The following is a 20486-nucleotide window of genomic DNA, read 5'->3' as shown; positions in this document are numbered from 1 at the left end:
TCTTTAATATGAAACAAATATTCCAAAATTTTAAAACTGGTGAAATAGAATTAATTGAGGTTCCCGCCCCCATTGTTAAAGAAGGATGTGTTTTGATAAAAAATCACTACTCTTTGCTTAGTTTAGGCACAGAAAAATCAGCTATCAGAATGGGTAAAAAGAGTTTAATAGAAAAAGCCAGGGCTCGCCCCGATTTAGTTAGGGAAGTTTTAAATAAAATGAAACAAGAAGGACTTTTTTCTACTTATCATAAGACAATACAAAAATTAGATGAACTGCTTCCTTTGGGTTATAGTTCAGCAGGAGAAGTTATAGCAGTAGGGGAGGGGGTGGAAGATTTTAGTGTAAGAGATAGGGTAGCTTGTGGAGGTCAAGGTTATGCCTGCCACGCTGAAATAATTAATGTCCCTAAAAATCTTTGTGTTAAAATTCCCAAAAATGTTTCTTTTAAAGAGGCAGCTTTTACTACCTTGGGGGCAATTGCCATTCAGGGTGTTAGAAGAGCAAATCTTACCCCAGGCGAGAAAGTAGCTGTAATTGGTTTGGGTTTTATTGGTCAACTCACTGTTCAGATTCTAAAAGGCTATGGTTTTCCAGTGATAGGCTTTGATATTAAGCCCGAAAAAGTAAAACGAGCTCAGAGTTTGGGAATGGAAAAAGGAGGAGTTATCGATCAAGAAGATATTGAAAATTTAGTCAAGGGTTTTACTAAAGGTCAAGGCCTGGATGCAGTTATTATTACTGCTGCTACTAGAAGCAACCAACCTATTGAATTAGCTGGTAAAATTCTAAGAGAAAAGGGTCGGGTTTCAGTGGTAGGAGATATTGGATTAGATATTCCCCGCCGCCTTTATTATAAAAAAGAAATTGATCTTTTAATCTCTAGGTCTTATGGTCCTGGCAGATATGATAAAGAATACGAAGAAAAAGGTCACGATTATCCAATAGGATATGTTCGCTGGACAGAAAAAAGAAATATGGAGGAATTTTTGAGATTAGCAAGCGAGAAGAAAATTCAACCTGAAAATCTTATTACTCATACTTTTGATATTGAGCAAGTTAAACAAGCTTACAAACTTATTTTAGAGAATCCAAAACAAGAAGAGATTATCGGAGTACTTTTTTCTTATGATGTAAAAAAACGGCAAGAAGATACTATTTTCTTAAAAGAGAGCAAAGAATACAAAGGGAAAAAACAGATTAATATTGGCCTCATTGGAGTTGGAAACTTTGCTCAAAATATAGTCTTGCCTATTATTCAGGAAATAAAAACAGCTAAGATTTACGGAATAGCCGATACTGAAGGAGGAAAGGCAGAAAGAGTTGCTAAAAAGTATAAAGGGGAATATGCTACCTGTAATTATCGAAAAATTATTGCAGATCCAAACATTGATTTAGTTATTATTGCCACTCGTCATAATCTTCACGCGAAAATTACAATAGAAGCTCTCAAAAATAATAAAAATGTCCATGTTGAAAAACCTCTCGCCTTGAATGAACAGAAACTAAAAGAAGTTATTAAAGCAGCTAAATCTTCCCGAGGGCGTTTAATGGTTGGATTCAATCGTCGTTTTGCTCCTCTTATATTAGAAGCTAAAAAAATATTCACTGCTAAACATTATCCTCTAATGATGCTTTATCGAGTTAATGCTGGTTTCATTTCTAAAGAACATTGGGTTCACGATCCAGTTGAGGGTGGAGGGAGAATTTTAGGTGAAGTTTGTCACTTTGTTGATTTATTACAATTTTTAGCTAATTCTCCTCCCCAAAGAATTTACGCTAGCCTTATTCCCTTAGCCAGAGCAATTACTACCCAGGATAATCTTATCGTTACTATTGACTTTGAAAATGGATCAAGGGGAGTTATTATTTATACTTCTCTTGGCGATAAGGGTTTTCCGAAAGAATATATAGAAATATATGGCCCTGAGAAAGTAATGACTATTGATGACTTTAAAGGAGCTACAATTTTTGCCAAAAAAGGAAAGAAAAGTTTAAAAGGGTTTGGGCAGGATAAGGGGCATAGAGATGAATTTAAAAAATTTATTGAAGCAATTCAACAAGGAAAGCCTTCATTAATTTCTCTTAAAGAACTTTTTTATTCTACTCAAGCTACCTTTGCAATTTTGAAATCAATTAAAGGAAAGAAAGTAATTGATGTTTCAATCAATTTATGAGGTTAAAAGACCGTTTTTCTTATTGGCAACGTATTTTTCTTACTTATCTTGGAAAAAACCAGAGTCAGTTAACTTTTTGGCACGGTACTCCTCAGGTAAATGAAGATACTCCAATAAAAGAAATAGATCAGTATTATATGCTCTTTTTATATAAAGCTAATTATCCTGGGCCTTTTGATAAAAATAAGGTGCCGTTACTTAATTATCGAGGTTTAATTGGTAAACAATATAATCCTGTTGCTATTGCTCAATATGGATTAGGGCATTATAACTTTTATAAAAAGACAGGCAATGAAAAACATCTTAAGATTTTTCTAAGACAAGCAGACTGGTTGGTTAATAACTTAGAGACTAATAGACATGGTTTAAGGGTCTGGATGCATCACTTTGATTGGGAATATAAAGTAAAACTTAAAGCTCCTTGGTATTCTGCCCTTTCTCAAGGCCAGGGTATTTCTGTTTTAGCCCGGGCTTATCTTCTAACTCGAGATGAAAAATATCTTAGTTCAGCTCGCTTAGTCTTTAAATCATTCTTAAAAGAAACTAAACGAGGCGGTGTAAAATATCAAGATGAAGATGGATATGTTTGGCTTGAAGAATATATCGTAGAGCCACCAACTCATATTCTTAACGGATTCATTTGGGCGCTCTGGGGAGTTTACGATTATTACTTACTGACCCGAGAAAGTTTAGCAAAAAGATTATACGATGATTGTCTCGAGACCCTAAAGAATAATTTAAAAAGATACGATATTGGCTTTTGGTCTTTATATGACTTATCCCAAACTAAATTGAGGACATTAGCTAGCCCCTTTTATCAAAAACTCCATATTATCCAGTTAAAAACTTTATTTAAATTGACTAAAGAACCCGTGTTTAAGAAATACGCAGTCAAATGGGAGAATTATCAAAAAAACCTATTTTTTAAAATATTAGCTTTAATTTATAAAATAATATTTAAAATTTTCTATTATTGAATGAATATTTTAATTATCCACCAATTTTATCTCCGTAAGGGTGAAGCTGGAATTTCACGTTTTAATCAATTTGCAAAATATTGGAGTCAAAATAACCACAAAATAACTGTTATTACCGGAACATCTCACCATATGACAGGCGAAGTTGGTAGAGAAGTCTATAAAGGGAAAATTTTTATTAAAGAAAAAATTGGTGAGAATATCAAGGTTATTAGGACCTATGTTTCGCCAAACTATAATAAAAATTTCTTCACTCGCCTAACGGCCTATTTTACTTTTCTGATTTCTTCAACTTTCAGTTCACTATACTCTGGGAAACAAGATGTTGTTATTGCAACTTCCCCTCCGCTTTTTGTCGGAATTACAGGATATATTACTTCTCGTCTCAAAAGAATTCCTTTCATTTTCGAAGTTAGGGATCTCTGGCCTGATTTTGCTATTTTAGCCGGGGTCTTGAAGAATAGATTTATCATCAAGCTTTCTTATTTCCTTGAAAGTTTCATTTACAAGAAAGCCGATTTGATTAATGTTTTGACTCCGGCTTTTGCTCAAGTTTTAAAAAAAAAGAAAAAAGTTCCCGAAAGAAAAATAGTTTATGTACCCAATGGAGCAGATCTTGATTTAATGTCCCCCGGGTCCAAGAATAATTGGGTTCGCAATAAGTATAATTGGCAGAATAAATTTATTGTTCTTTATGTTGGCGCCCATGGCTTAGCTAATTATTTAGATTTAATTTTAGATACAGCCAAGATAATGCGAGATTATAAAGATATTATTTTTGTTTTAATTGGAGATGGAATGTTAAAACCAAAATTGATGGTAAGGGCCAAAACCGAGAATTTAAAAAATGTATTTTTTCTTGATCCGGTGCCAAAAGAAAAAATTGCAGATTTCATAAATGCCTCTGATGCCTGCACAGCCATTTTAAAAAAAATTTACAATACTACTTATCCTAATAAGGTTTTTGATTATATGTCTTGTGCTAAACCGATTGTCCTTCCTATAGATGGTGCTGCGCGAGAACTGGTGATTGATAAAGCAAAGGCAGGGATATATGTGGAGCCTGAAAATTCTCAAGAATTTAAGAAAGCAATCTTGAAATTATATCATGACGCCAATCTCCGCGATTCTTATGGAATGAACGGTTACCACTTCGTTAAAGAAAATTTTCCTCGCCAAAAATTAGCTAAAAAATATGAGGAAATTATTAGAGGGATAGTTGATAAAAATAAATAGAAGGTTTATAATAAACAAAGGGTTAAAATAATTTTGTTTTCAAAAATATGGAAGAGGAAATAAATTTAATGGAATATATTAGGGTGTTTTCAAGAAGAAAGGGGTTGATTTTGGGTTTATTTTTACTCGGGGTGATAATAGCTGGAGTTTTAACTATTTTACAACCAAAGACTTATAAAATTGAGACGACTATTGAAATCGGAAAAATCGACAAAGACCTATTGGAAGACCCTTCTCAGATAATGGAAAAAATAAAGATTGGTGTTTACGGAGATTATCCGGATATAGAAGTTAATAATCCAAAAAATACAAATTTAGTAAAAATTGAGACTGTTTCAACAGATCCAGAAGATACTAAAAAGATTTTAGGAAGTATAAATAAGTCAGTTTTAATCGATCATACTGAGAAAATAGATTCCCAGAGAGATATTTTAGAAAAAACCATTGGAAAATTGCAGAAAGATATTCCCTTTTTAATCTCCAAAGATCAAGAAATAGCAGGTCTTCAGTTAGAGATTTATAATCTTCAAAAGCAAATTGGCGATCTGCGATCAACCAAAATAATAGCAGAACCCATTGTTTCACCACTAAAACCGAACCTAATTTTGAATTTGATTTTCGGTGGAGCCTTAGGAATTTTCCTTGGGATATTTTCAGTTTTTGGAAAAGAGTGGTGGGAGAAAAATAAATACCAACTAAAAGAATAAATTTATGCGAGGGAGAAGAAGTTTCCTTGAAGTTTGTTTAATATTGGGCGACATTTTACTAATGTATTTCGCCCTTTTTTTGACATTAGCTCTAAGGTATAAAGACTTTTCTTTTTGGCCTGGCACCCAAACCAAAATTTTCGTTTTTCATTTTTCGATTTTCTATTTTTTTTGGCTTTTATTTCTTTTCATTTTAGATTTTTATAAAATCTCTTTTCTGAAAAGAATTTATTCTTTCTTTAGAAATTTAATAATTTTTATCTTTTTTGCTGGAGCTACAGGAACAATTTATTTTTATCTCCAACCTCAATTAGCCATTACACCAAAAACAATTTTATTTTTAGATGTTCTATTTTTCTCCTGTCTTTTTTTGATCTGGCGATTTGTTTTTATTTGGATTTTAAAACTCCTTAGTTTTAAAGAAAAAATAGTGATTATTGAATTTAATCCGAAGTTTTCTGAACTATTAACAAATTCTCTTCGAGAAGGAGACCATGAAGTGTCTCTTATTTATAATACTGTTTCTTCGAAAGAATCGGCGATAATTTCTAACTTAGCAAAGTATGGAGTTACTTCCGATATATCTCAACTAAAAAAAATTATAGAGAAAGAGAGAGTTGAAACAGTAGTTTTTACTCCAAGTTTTTACAAAAACGAAAAATTAGTAAAGGAAATTTTCTCAAATATTCCTTTAAAATTAAACTTTATTAATTTCGCTGATTTTTATGAGAATCTGAGTAAAAAAGTTTTAATTGAAACTGCAGATGAGCTTTGGTTTTTAGAAAATGTTTCCCAAGTAGAAAGAAAAATCGATGAAATCCTAAAAAGAAGCCTTGATATAGTTTTTTCTTTTTTAGGAATTCTAATTACCATAGTTTTTTTACCTTTTATTGCTTTAGCTATAAAACTTGATTCTCCAGGTCCCATTTTTTTCCTTCAAAAAAGAGTAGGAAAAGACAGAAAAATTTTTACTTTATACAAATTTCGAACAATGAAAGTTTCTTTAAATCAAGATAAAGAGCTCTGGCGAGAAAGAGACCCCAATCAAATTATCAGGGTGGGTAAAATTTTGAGAAAATTTTATTTGGACGAACTCCCTCAATTTCTTAATATTTTAAAAGGAGACATAAGTTTTGTTGGGCCGCGGCCTGAATGGATAAGATTAGCCAAAATTTTTGAAAGGGAAATTCCTTTTTACTCTTTGCGTTATATAATCAGGCCGGGCTTCACTGGCTGGGCCCAACTAAATTTTCCTCCCTCAACTTCAGTCGAAGAAGCTAAAGAAAAATTTCAGTACGATCTTTATTATATTAAAAATCGCTCTTTCTTTTTAGATTTAGAAATTATTTTGAAGACAATCAAGCTTATTTTTAAATAGGATATTTCCCAGGGGATTCATACCTAGAATCCATAATAAAACACTAAAAACCCGGCTGGGCTTTTTTAGTATTTATTCAAATAAAATTTTATGGTAGAATTTAATAATTAAAAATGTTTAAGAAAACCAAATTCAAAATTTTTGTTGGGGTTCTATTGATATCTTTGGTAATACCTCTTTATTTTCAGGCGGCTCAAATAGGGGAGAGTCAGGAATTTTATGTTGAATCTTCTTATGATTTATCAGAGAGGTCGCAACTTTCTACCACCTTAGTAAAAATTACTCCTGAACTTTATTTTTACATTGACGAAAAATGGTGGAGTTTTAGTCCTCAAAATGAAGTTTATCAAACTTTGAGTTCTTTAGGTGAGGAATTTAAAAATAAAATTTATCCCTTTTTAACTTCTACTTTTGGCCAGGAATGGAAACCAGGAATCGATGGAGAGGAAAGAATTACTATCTTAATCCATCCAATGAGGGAAGAGGTTGGCGGATATTTTAAAAGTGGCGATGAATACTCTCGTTTACAGGTTTCAAATTCAAATGAAAGAGAGATGGTTTATTTAAATGCTAATTATATTACCAACCTCTTGGCTAAAAGCTTTCTTGCCCACGAATTTCAACATTTAATTACTTTCAATCAACAAGAAAGAGAACAAGGAATAGTGGAGGAAGTCTGGTTAAATGAGGCTCGATCAGAAACAGCTATTACTTTACTCGGTTACGATGATATTTATGAAGGAAGTAATCTTCAAAAAAGAGTGGAAAGGTTTTTAAAAAATCCTTCAGATTCCATTACCGAATGGCAGAATAAACCCCAAGATTACGGAGTCCTAAATCTTTTTTTCCAATATTTAGTGGATCATTACGGGAAAGAAATTTTAATTGATTCTTTACATTCAAAAAAAGTTGGCATCCCTTCTTTAAATGAAGCCTTAAGTAAAAATGGTTCAGATATTGAGTTTTCTCAGATTTTCACTGATTGGACAATCGCTGTTTTAGTAAATGACTGTACTCTCGGGGAAAAGTATTGTTATTTAAATCAAAATTTAAAGGATTTACATATTGTTCCTTTAATTAATTTTTTGCCCCTCACTGGAGAAAGTGCTTTAACTCTTATCGATACTACTAAAAATTGGTCTGGAAATTGGTATAAATTTGTTGGCGGAAAAGGAGATTTAAAATTTGAATTTGAAGGAAATCCTTCAGTTGAATTTAAAATTCCTTATGTTATAAGAGATTCTTTCGGTGATTCAACTATTGAATTTCTTTTAGTTGATAAAAATCAAAAAGGGGAAATTTTTATTTCAGATTTTGGTACTCAAAATGTTTCTTTAGTAATTATCCCTTCTATCCAAAACGAAGTTACAGGCTTTGATGGTTTTGAACCTTCTTATCAATTTTCCTGGTCAGCTTCCATTGTTAAGACCCAAGAAGAGGCAGAGTTAATAAAAAAACTTCTAGCTCAAATTGAAGAATTAAAAAGAGAAATTAATAAAGTTCTGGCCGAAATAAATGCTATTTTAGCCACTCAAGGAGAGAAACCTTTCTGTCAAAAACTTGAAAACAATTTATATTACGGATTAATGAATAACCAAGAAGTTCGTTGTCTTCAAGAATTTTTGAAATCCCAAGGATCTGAAATTTATCCAGAGGGTTTGGTAACTGGTAATTTTCTTTCTTTAACCAAAACTGCTGCTATTAGATTCCAGGAAAAATATGCTAAAGATATTTTAGCTCCCTGGGAATTGACTGAAGGAACAGGTTTTGTTGGAAGAACAACCAGAGCTAAGATTAACGAGATTTTAGGAAGATAATAAGTCTTGACAAGGGACCCTGATTTTGCTAATATTAAATAGTGAGTGTTTCCAAAAGGAGACTCCGCTAAGTCGACAGCAACCCTCCCTCGAGCGAGGGTTGTTGCTTTAGGAATAAAAAAAGGGCCGGGAGAGTTAACTCCTATTCTAAGTCTTTAGTGAGTGCTATCCTCCCGACCCGATTACATTTTAGCATAGTTTTTGCTAAAATAAAATAATGGAATTAAAGAAATTATTACCTAGGGTTAAAAAAAGCGTTTTATTAAAAAACTATACCACTTTTAAGATTGGTGGTAAGGCTAAATATTTTTTTGTAGCAAAAAATAGAAAAGAGATAATCCAAGCAGTTTCAACGGTAAAGGAAAATAATTTGCCGTTTTTTATTTTGGGAGGGGGAAGTAATGTTTTAGTGGCAGATAAAGGATACAGAGGCTTGATAATAAAAATCAAAAATCAAAATTTAAAATTCAAAAAAAATACTATTTTTGCTGAAGCAGGAGTACCATTAAGCAAGCTTATAAAAGTGGCTTTGGAAAATAGTTTAAGCGGCTTCGAGTGGGCAGCAGGAATTCCGGGAACAGTGGGGGGAACAATTTGTGGTAACTCAGGTGCTTTTGGAAAATCAATTTCAGATATTGTTAAAGAAGTTGAGGTTTTTGATTTGGAAAAAGGAAAAATAAAAATTCTTAAAAATAAAGATTGTCAATTTAATTATCGTGATAGTACTTTTAAAAGAAATAAGAATTTAATAATACTCTCTGCAGAATTCAAATTAAGAACAAGAATCAAAAAAGAAATCAAAAAGAAAATAAAAGAATATTTAGATTATAGAAAAAGAACTCAACCCTTGGATTTACCTTCAGCCGGGTCTATTTTTAAAAATCCCCGTTTTCGCCAAGGGTCCGGCGGGCGGGCAAAAAGAATTCCGGCTGGAGAATTAATTGAGAAATGTGGTTTGAAGGGAAAAAAGATTGGAAATGCTAAAATTTCAAAAAAACATGCCAATTTTATTTTAAATTTGGGCAAAGCAAAGGCAAAAGAAATAAAAAAATTGATAGATTTAGCAAAAAAGAAAGTAAAAAATAAATTTAAAATAAATTTGGAAGAAGAAATTTGTTATTTAGGCCCTTAAAATATAAAAATTTTAAAGTTTAAATCAAAAATTTTACAATTTTTAGTTTTCCACACTTGACAAACTTTCTTGAAGTGAAAAAATAAAGTAATCAAAAGATTTTTAAGAATTTTAGCAAATAGAGGTCGACTATTTGCCCAAAATTTTTTAAAATAATTTGCTCAAATATATAAAACTCCAAAATTGTTCCACAATTTCCGGAGACCATCCGAATATGGCAAAGAAAAAGGCGAAAAAGAAAAAAGCAAAAAGGAGAAGACGCTGCAGATAAAATAGATTTCGTTATTTGAGCACCAATTTAAATGCCTAAAAGAAGAAAAGCAAAGAAAAAGAAAGCAAAGAAGAAAAGAAAACCAGTGAAGAGAAAGAAAGCAAAGAGAAAGAGAAGGAGATAAGACTTCTTTAACCCCGCTATCTTTAATCTAAAATATAAAACTCTATTCCTAGAATAGGGTATTAGGGTTTGAATCAAAATAATTTTAGAAAAAAAATAGTGGGGTCTTGTTTTTTTTGGAGAATTTTGTTAGCATTCATTACTAGAAATGAAAATTATTATAAAAACGAAAAATATAAAATTAAACCGGGCTCTTAAAAATTATATCCAAGAGAAATTAAATTCACTTGAAAAATTTGCTAAAATTTTTCAAAGTAAAAAAGAATATTTCAATCATTTTTTTGGAAAAGGAAGACCAAGAGTTGAAGCTTGGGTGGAAATTGGGAAAGAAACTTTACACCACCAAAAAGGACCTTATTTTTGGGCAGAATGCCAAATGAGATTTCCTAACAGGAGTTTAAGGTCAACTGCTCGAGCAAAAAATTTAAAAATGGCAATTACTAGGGTCAAAGATGAATTGCAAAGAGAACTTAAACAATACAAAGGAAAAATTATTTCTAAAAGCAAAAAAAAACAAAGAGTTTTAAAAAAAGAATTAAAGATTTCTCCCTCGGCAAGATTTTATCGAAAGGGGAGGGTTAAAGAAGAAGGAATATAAACAAAATTCAAAATGCAAAACTCAAAGTTCAAAAATAAAAAAATTTATGGGAAAGAATTGATTCTGGATCTTTTTGATTGTGACCCAAAGATTATTCGTTCTAAGAAAAAGATTTTGGAATATTCAAAGCGACTTTGTAACTTGATAAAAGTTAAAAAATATGGTAAAGCAATTATAGAAAGATTCGGATTTGGAAAAGATTCTGCTATAGGTTTTTCCTTGGTCCAACTAATAGAATCAAGTTTAATCTCCGGTCACTTTTCTGAACTCTGGAACAGGGCTTTCATTAATATTTTTTCTTGTAAGTTATTTGATGATAAAAAAGTAACCGATTTCACAAAAAAATTTTTCAAAGCAAAAAAGATTAAAAATAGAGTATTAATTCGTTAATCACTTTTTGTTTCTCTCTTTGTTTTTAGTCCGCTAAGTTTTATTTATAAAAATTTGGTGGGCAGGCAGCTCTGGAAAAGTAATTCATAATTCTTTTTCAGGGTAAGTGATTAACTAAAAATTATGGTTCAGAAAACAAAGAGATCCATTAAATGGGTCAATGAAAAGAAAAATTTAAATTATGCCGGTATTCATTTGATTGCCGAATTTTGGAATGGAAAAATTATTGAATCTGAAAACGAGATTGAAAGAATCTTAATTGGAGTAGTAAAAGAATCAAAAAACACTCCTTTGGAAGTAGCAATCCATAAATTTTCGCCCCAGGGAATAACTGGGGTTGTTTTGCTGGCTGAATCTCACATTGCCTTACATTCCTGGCCAGAAATAAATTATCTGGCAATTGATATTTTTACCTGTGGCGAGAAAGCCTTCCCTTATCGAGCCATCGAATATTTAGAAAAGAAATTTGAACCAAAAAAAGTTCAGATTCAAGAGATAAAAAGAGGATTAATGAATTATCCAAAATTGCTTTAGCGATTTTGGATTAGAGAAATTTTTATGAAGAAAAGATTTCTTTTTGGAAAAAATTGGTTTTTTGAGGATTTTAAAATAGTAGAAGAGCCTAAAACCTCCACCTGGGGGGTAATTATTGAAAAAGAGATTTATTCAGGGAAAAGTAAATATCAAAAAATTGAAATTTTTAAAACAGAAGAATTTGGCAAAATTTTAGCCTTAGATGGATTAATTCAGCTTTCAACAAAAGACGAATTTGTTTATCACGAAATGCTGGTTCACCCGGCTATGTTTTATCATCAGAATCCAAAGAGGGTTTTAATAATTGGAGGAGGAGATGGAGGAGTGCTACGTGAGGTTGCTAAGTATCCAGTGAAAGAAATATTTTTAGTAGATCTTGATAAAAAAGTAATTGAGGTTTCAAAAAAATATTTACCTTCTCTATCGACAGGAGCTTTCAAAGATAAGAGACTGAAAATATTTAATGAAAACGCTTTAAAATTTATTAAAAACTATAAAAATTTCTTTGACATAATAATTGATGATTTAACAGACCCAACCGGTCCCTCGCTTGATCTCTGGAAGATTGGATTTTACAGAGATATCTCCCGGGCTTTAAAAAAGAAAGGAGTTTCAGCTTTTCAGACTGCCTATGTAGAAGAAAAATTTGCTGAAAAGGCAAGAAAAAAACTTAAAAAAGTTTTTCCTTTCTTTAAGGTTCACAAAGCTTTTGTTGGTTGTTTTCCTTTCGATGAACACACCTTTTCTTTAGGTTCAAAAACAATTGATTTTGATAAGGTCAGTTTTAAAAAAATAAAAGAAAAATACAAAAGACTAAATCTTAAAACAAAATACTATTCTCCGAAAATTCATTTTGCTTCGGCTGTTTGGCCAAAATATTTAGAAAAAAAGATTTAAAATAATATCTTCCTTGATTTTTTTCAAAAAATTGCTAAAATAAAAATACTTTAAAAAATTAATAAGGGATGATGGGATGAAAATCAGGAAGATGAAAGAGACAGAGATCGAAGAAGTGATGAAGATTGAGCAGCAAGAGATATATCCTGAACTAACACTTGAAAAGATAAAAGACTGGATGAAAGAGGAAGGATTATTTACTCCCCAGTGTTTTGTGGCTGAAGAAGGTGGAGCAATTGTTGGCTTTATTGTTTTGAGCCCTTATGATATCAGAGGCGATGAACTTTTACTTGAACTTTCGGCGATTGCTGTTAAACAAAAAACTCAGAGGCAAGGGATTGGGAAAAATCTCCTTAATACTTCTCTAGTGGAAGTCAGAAAACACTGGCTCAATGCAGGCTTTAAAGTAACCGGCCTTTTAATTGAGACCTGTACTGACGATAAGGAGGCAATAGCTTTTTATGAAAAAGTATTGCCTTTCTTCCAGAAAGAGGTCTTTGAAAAAACTTGGAGCGATGAGGAAGGAATAGTTTTTTATTTTACTTCTTTCCTTGTAAGGAGCTAAACCCAATTGTTTACCCAAGGGGAGCTAAAAGCTCTCTTTTTTTTTGATTTTTAATGTTAAAATAAAAATATGTCATTTCTTACTAAAATCTTTGGCGATGCCAACCATGTTTAGATAGTCTCAAAATCTTGACAAGATTGAAAAAATATTTATAATATATAGTGGAGATATAAAAAATGAATGAGTTATTTGAAACGTATGTGAGACAGGTTAAAACATTGCCTAGCGAAGACCACAGTGAATCCGAAATTAGCGGAAGCGTAACCCACAAGCACAAAGCGGTAAACAGGTTAGATTATTCAGGAAGTGAAGGTGGAAAAGGCAGTAAACTTACAGTGGAAGTCCAATTTGCTAACCTGATTGACCTCTCTAATGTAGAGATAGAAGAAGTGAAAATCATTGGAAAAGCGAATATAGTAGATCTCAGCGGATCAGAAATACAGAGGCTGGATACAAGCCAGTTGGAAGCAGTACATGTGGACAAAAGTGATAGTGAGATCGACGAAGAAACAGCTCTTTAACATCATAAATAGTTTTTTAATAAAGATTCAAGCCCATCTACGGGCTTTATTTTTTTTTGAGAAGGGATTAAAATAAAAATATGTCATTTCTTACTAAAATTTTTGGCGATGCCAATGAAAAATATTTAAAAAAATTAAAGCCTCTGATTGAAAAAATAAATTCTCTCGAATTAAAATTTGAGAGTTTTTCTAATGAAAAATTAAAGGAAAAAACTGTTGAATTTAAAGAGAGACTAAAGAAAGGAGAGATATTAGATGATTTATTGCCTGAAGCCTTTGCCTTAGTCAGAGAATCAGCCAAAAGGACTCTTCGTCAACGTCATTACGATTGCCAGCTAATCGGAGGAATTGTTTTACATCAGGGAAAAATCGCTGAAATGAAAACAGGTGAAGGAAAGACCTTAGCTGCTACTTTACCTCTATATTTAAATGCTTTGGAAGAAAAAGGATGCCATCTGGTTACTGTTAATGATTATCTGGCCAGACGTGATACTGTCTGGATGGGACAAATTTATTATCTATTGGGTTTGTCAGTGGGATGCCTGAATCATGAACAGGCATTTTTGTATGATCCAAATTATAAAAAGCCAGATGAAGAAGAAGAAAAAATTCGAGATACATTAGGTGGCTTTAAGGTAGTTGAGGATTTTTTAAGACCCTGTAAAAGATCGGAGGCCTATTTGGCTGATATTACCTATGGAACCAATAATGAATTTGGCTTTGATTATTTAAGAGATAACATGGTTTATACAATAACCGATCAAGTTCAGAGAAAATTCCATTATGCTATTGTTGACGAAGTTGATTTTATTTTAATTGATGAAGCTAGAACTCCCTTAATTATTTCAGCGCCCGATACAGAATCTTCAAAATGGTATGAAGAGTTTGCTAGAATAATTCCCAGACTAGATCAAAAAACTGATTATCAAATTGATGAAAAAATGAGAGTGGTGACTCTAACCGAAGAGGGGATTTCAAAAATTGAAAAAATCCTGGGAATGGAAAATATTTATACTGAAAAAGGAATTAGATATTTACATCATTTAGAACAGGCCTTGAGAGCCCAAGCAATTAATCCTGCTGATGGCAAGCCATTTTTTGCCAAGGATAGAGATTATATTGTTAAAGATGGCTGGGTTATTATTGTTGATGAATTTACCGGCAGGTTGATGCCAGGCAGAAGATGGTCAGGAGGGCTCCACCAGGCAATTGAGGCAAAAGAGGGAGTTGTGGTCCGGCCGGAATCTCTGACTTTAGCCACCATTACTTTTCAAAATTACTTCCGTCTTTATGAAAAATTAGCTGGAATGACTGGTACCGCTGTTACTTCGGCTGAAGAACTTTATAAGGTTTATGGATTGGAAGTGATTGTTGTTCCGACCAATAAACCAATGATAAGAGTTGCTCTGCCTGACCGGATTTATAAAACTGAAAAGGGGAAATTTAAGGCGGTAATAAGAGAAATTAAAGAAAGACACGAACTGGGTCAACCAGTTTTGGCTGGAACTAGATCAGTGGAAAAAAATGAATATTTAGGAAAATTATTAGAAAAAGAGGGAATTCCCCACCAAATCTTAAATGCTAAGTATCATGAAAAAGAAGGTCAGATTATTGCCCAGGCTGGAAAAATAGGGGCGGTGACAGTAGCAACAAATATGGCAGGTCGTGGTGTTGATATAATTTTGGGAGGAAATCCTCAAAACACAGAAGAGGCAAAAAAGGTTATAGAATTTAGGGGACTGCATGTTATTGGCACTGAAAGACATGAAGCCAGAAGAATTGATAACCAGCTTCGAGGAAGGGCTGGTCGCCAGGGAGATCCGGGATCTTCCCAATTTTTTGTTTCTTTGGAAGACGATTTATTAAGGATTTTTGGTGGAGATAGAATAAAATCTTTAATGGAAATTTTAAAAATTCCTGAAGATCAGTCAATTGAAACTAAACTCATTTCCGGGGCTATTGAACAGGCCCAGGCAAAAATTGAGGGTATTCATTTTGATGCAAGAAAACATGTTTTGGAATATGATGATGTGATGAATAAACACCGAGAAGCAATTTATAGAAAAAGAAAGGAAATCCTCAAGGCTTCTTCTCAAGAACTCCGGGAAAAAATTTTAAAAATGATAGAAAAAACTAGTTTCTCAATTAAAGATTATGAGGAAAAAGAAAAGGAGGTAGGTGAAGAACGCCTTCGCCAAACTGAAAAAAATATCAGTCTTCGAATTTTGGATATGCTGTGGATAGAACACTTAAAAAATATGGAGCATTTAAGAGATTCAGTAAGACTTAGAGCCTACGGTCGTCGAGACCCCTTAGTTGAATATAAAAATGAGGGACACAAAATGTTCAAAAGACTTTTAGAGACAATTGAATTAAGTATTGTCCATACCATTTTAAAAATTAGCACTACTCCGGGGGCAGTTAGGGCTAGGGCTCCAATTTCCCGACCAGTTGTTAGTTCTTCTGTTTTGTCACATTCAAAACCCAAAAAAGTTGGTCGTAACGATCCTTGCCCTTGCGGAGCGAGAAAACCTGATGGTCGTCCGGTAAAATACAAACATTGCCATGGTAAGTAAAAAACGAGCGAAGCGAAGCCCCGTAGTGAAGCACAGCTTCTACTACTGGGGTATAAAAAATGTTGTTGGCCAAAATATGGCTAAAATTGAGCCTACTCAATTTATAGGAAACGATTAAATCTATGAAAATTCTTAATAAAAAAGAAGTTTATAAGGGAAAATACATAAAAGTAATAAAAAAACAATATCTAACTAAAAGCGGGAGAAAAGGGGCCTGGGAATATATAAAAAAGAAAATCTACAAAAGGATAGTAATGATTTTTGCTTTGACTAAGAAAAAAGAAGTAATTTTGGAAAGGATTTTTAGAGTGCCTGTAAATTCTTGGGTGATTGAACTCCCGGCCGGTTTAACTGATAAAAGGCAAGAATCAGAAAAAGAGGCTGCTAAAAGAGAATTATTAGAAGAAACTGGTTTTAGAGCCAAGAAGCTTATCCCTATTTTTTCTGTGCCAATAAATCCCGCATCGATTGCCGATGAAGTTATTTTCTTTTTTGCTCCAGATGTTGAATTCGTTGGTAAAAAAGAAAGTAAAGAAACCGCAGAAGAAGAAATAGAGGTGATAAAAGTTCCTCTTAAAAAATTGGTTAATTTCTTAATGAAACCGCCAAAAAATACAAAGGTAGATATAAAAATTTTGAGCCTCCTTCCTGCCCTGAAAAAGGAAAAGTTAATTTGAAATAGATTCCTACTTGACAGACTAAATCTTTAATGTTATATTAAGGTGTAATAGTTCTTTGACATAGGTGATAAAAGATGAGAGGTAAGGAAAGATTAATAAAAGTCTTGAAGAGGTTTTTCCGGAAAAAAGAAGAGGTGATACCAGAAAAAGTCGTTATCCTGACTGATGGCGAGAATCTCTATTTTTCTTTAAGAGAACTTGGAGGATTGGAAATAAGTGATTTCGAAGAATTCAAAAAACGCTTAGCAAGGGGAAAAGAATTAGCTAGACCGCCAATTTATTACAGAAGTGTGGATATTACGAAACCAAAATATCCTGAGGAGACTTTAAAAACTTTAAAATTTCTCAGTCATTTAAAGGAAAAGGGATTCGAAATAAAAAAAAGGCCACTTTTGAAAGGGCAAAGACCTCAAAGCGAGATTGATCCTTGGATTAGCGACGGTATTTATCGCTGTGCTATAGATGATAACATTTCAACTATTATCCTTGTATCCGGAGACCATCACTTTCTGCCGGCCCTTCTTTTTGCTAAAGAAAAAGGAAAGAAAGTAAAAGTGGTGAGTACGGCAGCCTCGCTTTCTGCAGAACTGAAAAAAGTGAGCGATGAATGGATAGATCTCGAGAAGATAACAAAAGGAATAACTAAGAAACCAGAAATAGAAGAAAAGCGAGAACAAGCCCTTGGGAAACTTGAAAAAGGGGAAAAAATAAACTTATCCGACCTCAAAGCAACTCCATAAGAGATGAAAGCTTTCATCTCTTATTTTTATTTAAAATTTTGACATTTTTTAAAAATATGATATTTCTAAAATAGAGATCTGGTCTTTAAAAATTTTATCGGGAGGCAAATAAGTTGGAGTTAAAAAAGAATAGTCAGGCCCCACATTCTCATACTTATATTAAAAACGATTATGTATCTCAACTCTTTGGAAAAGTGCTCTATGCTATTAAGAATTTAATCAGAAGGTCAATTTTGAAAGCTTTCAATGGACACAAAATATTGAGCGATAGCAATATCCACCAACGCCTAATAGAAAAGGGTCTTGTGAAGAATACTAGAACCTACAGCAAAAGCAAGATAAGGGATAATCATTTAATCCTTTTAATAGAGACCGGGTTGCTTGAAAAACAAAAAGACGGCCGACTCAAAAGAACTTCATTTGGAAATGATATCAATGAAATAATTAGTGGAGTCGAAGAATTTGATGCATTACCTATACCCACACATCGAGCACATCAAGAGTTAAATCCGGAACGTATTCTTCTAGAGTTCCGAGAAGGAAGAAAAACATACGAAGAAATAAGGTCGAAATTAAATCTTCCGGTCCTCAAGGGATTTATAAAAAGATTGAAAGATAAAGGCCTCATAAAGGTGAATCATCCAGAGAACTTAATCCGCCTTTCTTACTTATTTCGTTTCAGTGTCTCTTCCTATTATCATTTCATCAAAGGTACCAAAAATTGTCTAAAAGAAACCGGCAGATCTGAATTTTCGGTATATTGGATAATCACCCATTTAAATCGAAAATGGCAGGCTATATTTAAGAGATCTATGGAGATAAATGAGGCGCAGGAGCTGTTAAAGAAGGGGATAGAAACTGGTAGCATTAAAAAAACTAATGGAGGCTATAAAGCATCGATTGAAGACCTTACAGCACCAATCAGAGATTTGACACCCAATGAGAAGAAAATTTTGGACCTAATAAAAGCAGGTTATACTCGCTCTTCAACAATAACTAAAAAGAGCGGGTTTCATCGGACAACTGTTCATAAAATTCTGAGAAAACTAGAAAAGAAGAGACTGGTAGAAAAATACATAGAGCATGTCACAATTGAGTTAACAGAGAGAGGGAAAAGACTTGCTGATTCTTTGTTCAAAATAAAAGAATGTGTGGCTCGAGAAGTTGGCTGGGTATGAGAATAAGACAAAAAATTTGAACACCCACTAAACCTTTGGTTTAGTGGGATTTTTTATTTTAAATTGACAACTTCAAAAAATATGATAGAACTAAAAACAGGAGATGTTCCTTAAAAATTTAGGAGGATTGAGATTATGGAAAAGAAAATAAGTATAGAAGAGGTTGCTTTGATGATCTTGAAGGCAAAAGCAGTGGAAATTAGAGATGTCGATGCTGGCGAGGAGCCTTTCTTATACGCTTCCGGAAACTGGGGCCCTGGCTATATCTCTATTAAAGGTCTAGTGGGCCGAAAGAGAATAATGAAAACTCTTACCCACCAATTAGCTCTTCGAGTTGCAGAGAGAGTTCCTCGGGTAGATTTCATTTTATCTTCCATAGACATAGATTTCGTTGCTGGCAATGTTACCGGGGGAATGATTCCTGGATGGTTGCTTAGTGAAGAACTAGAAAAAATTTCAGGAAAAACAATGCCTTTTGTATATATTCGGGGGCTCAGAAAAAAAGGTGGCCAAAAAGAACTAATTACTGGAATTGCTAATAATCCAGAGATTAGACCTGGTGCCAATGGATTAGTAATAGAAGAATTGGTTAATTTCGCCGAGACAACCCGTAATGGTGTCATTGCATTAAGAGGAAAAGGCTATAAAGCCACCCATGCTGCAACTATTCTTTTCTATGACAACCCAGTGGCGATTAAGGCCCTGGAAGAACATGAGATTGAAATGATATATCTTTTAACTTTGCCAGAACTTTTAGAAGTGGCAGAGAAACACCATACAGGCCCTCAGAAAGCCATCGATGGCTATCGAGAGTTCCTAGCAGATCCATTAGGTTGGCAGGTAAAAAGAGGACTAAAACCAGTCAAAGAAGGGGGAACAAGATGAAACCCCTCCTTTTCGTCGCTTTAGATGGTTTAACTAAACGAGAAAGAGAAACTTTAGAGATAGCTGAGCAGCTCTCGGAGATAAAAGGGAACTTCGGCTTTAAAGTCAATCTGGATTATCTACTAAAGAGAGGCGTAGAAGATGCACTCGAAAATGTGCAACAATTCGGAAGGCCGGTCTTTACCGATTTAAAAATGTGGAACGGTAGAAGAACAATGACTTCAGTTATAGAGAATTTAGTAAATATGGGCGTAGATTATCTAAATGTCTATGCCCTGGCCGATGATCTACTTCCAGAAGCTATCCAAATAGTTGAAGGGAGTAAAACCAAAGTCCTTGCTCTTACAGTGTTAACTCACTATACCGAGGGTTATTGCCAGGAACACTTTTACCGCTCTTTTGGAGGAACAGTAAGACACTTTGCCGAAGTCGCTATTAAAGTTGGTTGTCATGGAATAATCCTGCCTGGTACTACTTTAGAGATAGTTCGGGATCTTGAAATAATAAAGACAGTACCGGGAATTCGACCCGAATGGTACGAGGATACAAGACACAAGCAAATAGTCACTCCAGGGGAAGCCATTCGTAACGGCGCAGATATAATAGTGGTTGGAATTCCCATTACAAAGACAAAGAACCCTTCCGAGTCTCTTGAAAAGATATTAGTAGAGATGGAATAGCAATATCTCACTAAAGTAACGGTCTAGAAAGCTCCATAGCCCACTTTTTTGTGGGTTTTTTATTTAAAATATTGACAATTTTTTTAAAATCTGGTAGAAAAAAAGTTAGGAGATTTGGCTCTTTAAAAGGTGAATAAAAAGATGAGTTCCTCTCAGCGCAAACGTCGTAGTAAACTCAGGATTAGATTTGACATACTGATAGTATGTAAGAGACCTACTCGTAAAACTCATATTATGCATAACGCAAATCTGCCCTTTGACCTGCTAAATAGCTACCTTGATTTTCTCAAAGAAAGAGGACTGATAGTTGAAAAAAAAGAGCATTGGAAAACTACTAGAAAAGGACTAAAATTCATAGAAGCCTTTGAGCAGATTCAAAATTTACTTAAATAAACACAATTTCCACTAGGCCCACTTAATTTTT

General features: G+C 33.4%; 20 protein-coding genes. All 20 read left to right on the top strand.

Annotated elements, in window-relative coordinates:
* The first annotated feature begins 8 nt into the window (after positions 1-8).
* The 20 genes from KJA15_02815 (at position 9) to KJA15_02720 (ending at position 20455) form a co-directional block, all read left to right on the top strand.
* The gene (locus KJA15_02815) at positions 9-2177 is read left to right on the top strand and encodes a bi-domain-containing oxidoreductase (protein MBZ9572234.1); all 2169 of its coding nucleotides are present in this window, start codon (positions 9-11) and stop codon (positions 2175-2177) included.
* Positions 2174-3154 (top strand): hypothetical protein, encoded by a 981-nt coding sequence (locus tag KJA15_02810; protein ID MBZ9572233.1) that lies wholly within the window; start codon positions 2174-2176, stop codon positions 3152-3154. The genes KJA15_02815 and KJA15_02810 overlap by 4 nt, the downstream gene beginning before the upstream one ends.
* A complete protein-coding gene (locus KJA15_02805; GenBank protein MBZ9572232.1) occupies positions 3155-4390 on the top strand; it encodes a glycosyltransferase family 4 protein in 1236 nt (411 codons plus the stop codon). It begins immediately after the preceding gene.
* Between the two features lie 47 nt (positions 4391-4437).
* The gene (locus tag KJA15_02800; protein ID MBZ9572231.1) at positions 4438-5097 is read left to right on the top strand and encodes a hypothetical protein; all 660 of its coding nucleotides are present in this window, start codon (positions 4438-4440) and stop codon (positions 5095-5097) included.
* 79 nt (positions 5098-5176) lie between these two features.
* Positions 5177-6475, top strand: a complete 1299-nt coding sequence (locus KJA15_02795) for an exopolysaccharide biosynthesis polyprenyl glycosylphosphotransferase (GenBank protein ID MBZ9572230.1) — start codon at positions 5177-5179, stop codon at positions 6473-6475.
* Between the two features lie 113 nt (positions 6476-6588).
* Positions 6589-8292: a hypothetical protein gene (locus KJA15_02790; protein ID MBZ9572229.1), complete on the top strand. Its 1704-nt coding sequence runs from the start codon at positions 6589-6591 to the stop codon at positions 8290-8292.
* 217 nt (positions 8293-8509) lie between these two features.
* On the top strand, positions 8510-9424 hold the full coding sequence (gene murB / locus KJA15_02785; protein ID MBZ9572228.1) for a UDP-N-acetylmuramate dehydrogenase: 915 nt from the start codon (positions 8510-8512) through the stop codon (positions 9422-9424).
* A gap of 542 nt (positions 9425-9966) precedes the next feature.
* Positions 9967-10416, top strand: a complete 450-nt coding sequence (locus tag KJA15_02780; GenBank protein MBZ9572227.1) for an HPF/RaiA family ribosome-associated protein — start codon at positions 9967-9969, stop codon at positions 10414-10416.
* 12 nt (positions 10417-10428) lie between these two features.
* Positions 10429-10806, top strand: a complete 378-nt coding sequence (locus tag KJA15_02775) for an S-adenosylmethionine decarboxylase (GenBank protein MBZ9572226.1) — start codon at positions 10429-10431, stop codon at positions 10804-10806.
* A gap of 123 nt (positions 10807-10929) precedes the next feature.
* Entirely contained in the window at positions 10930-11340 is a 411-nt protein-coding gene (gene speD, locus KJA15_02770; GenBank protein MBZ9572225.1) for an adenosylmethionine decarboxylase, read from the top strand.
* A gap of 24 nt (positions 11341-11364) precedes the next feature.
* The gene (gene speE / locus KJA15_02765) at positions 11365-12237 is read left to right on the top strand and encodes a polyamine aminopropyltransferase (GenBank protein MBZ9572224.1); all 873 of its coding nucleotides are present in this window, start codon (positions 11365-11367) and stop codon (positions 12235-12237) included.
* A gap of 76 nt (positions 12238-12313) precedes the next feature.
* Positions 12314-12802, top strand: coding sequence for a GNAT family N-acetyltransferase (locus tag KJA15_02760; protein ID MBZ9572223.1), 489 nt, complete (start codon positions 12314-12316; stop codon positions 12800-12802).
* A gap of 176 nt (positions 12803-12978) precedes the next feature.
* Positions 12979-13323, top strand: coding sequence for a hypothetical protein (locus KJA15_02755; GenBank protein ID MBZ9572222.1), 345 nt, complete (start codon positions 12979-12981; stop codon positions 13321-13323).
* 80 nt (positions 13324-13403) lie between these two features.
* On the top strand, positions 13404-15899 hold the full coding sequence (secA, locus tag KJA15_02750; GenBank protein ID MBZ9572221.1) for a preprotein translocase subunit SecA: 2496 nt from the start codon (positions 13404-13406) through the stop codon (positions 15897-15899).
* A gap of 122 nt (positions 15900-16021) precedes the next feature.
* Positions 16022-16576, top strand: coding sequence for an NUDIX hydrolase (locus KJA15_02745; protein MBZ9572220.1), 555 nt, complete (start codon positions 16022-16024; stop codon positions 16574-16576).
* A 77-nt stretch (positions 16577-16653) separates the two neighbouring features.
* On the top strand, positions 16654-17319 hold the full coding sequence (locus KJA15_02740) for an NYN domain-containing protein (protein ID MBZ9572219.1): 666 nt from the start codon (positions 16654-16656) through the stop codon (positions 17317-17319).
* Positions 17320-17432: 113 nt separating this feature from the next.
* On the top strand, positions 17433-18497 hold the full coding sequence (locus KJA15_02735; protein MBZ9572218.1) for a hypothetical protein: 1065 nt from the start codon (positions 17433-17435) through the stop codon (positions 18495-18497).
* Between the two features lie 135 nt (positions 18498-18632).
* Complete coding sequence (locus KJA15_02730) at positions 18633-19382, top strand: hypothetical protein (protein ID MBZ9572217.1); 750 nt, start codon at positions 18633-18635, stop codon at positions 19380-19382.
* On the top strand, positions 19379-20062 hold the full coding sequence (locus KJA15_02725) for an orotidine 5'-phosphate decarboxylase (protein ID MBZ9572216.1): 684 nt from the start codon (positions 19379-19381) through the stop codon (positions 20060-20062). Before KJA15_02730 ends, KJA15_02725 begins: the two co-directional genes overlap by 4 nt.
* Positions 20063-20203: 141 nt before the next feature.
* A complete protein-coding gene (locus tag KJA15_02720; GenBank protein MBZ9572215.1) occupies positions 20204-20455 on the top strand; it encodes a hypothetical protein in 252 nt (83 codons plus the stop codon).
* Positions 20456-20486: the final 31 nt, after the last annotated feature.

This window comes from Patescibacteria group bacterium, assembly GCA_020148145.1.
Lineage (GTDB): Bacteria > Patescibacteriota > Minisyncoccia > Minisyncoccales > JAHCRE01 > JAHCRE01.
Note: the sequence above shows the minus strand (reverse complement) of the source record. Positions and strands in the feature narration are given on the sequence as shown.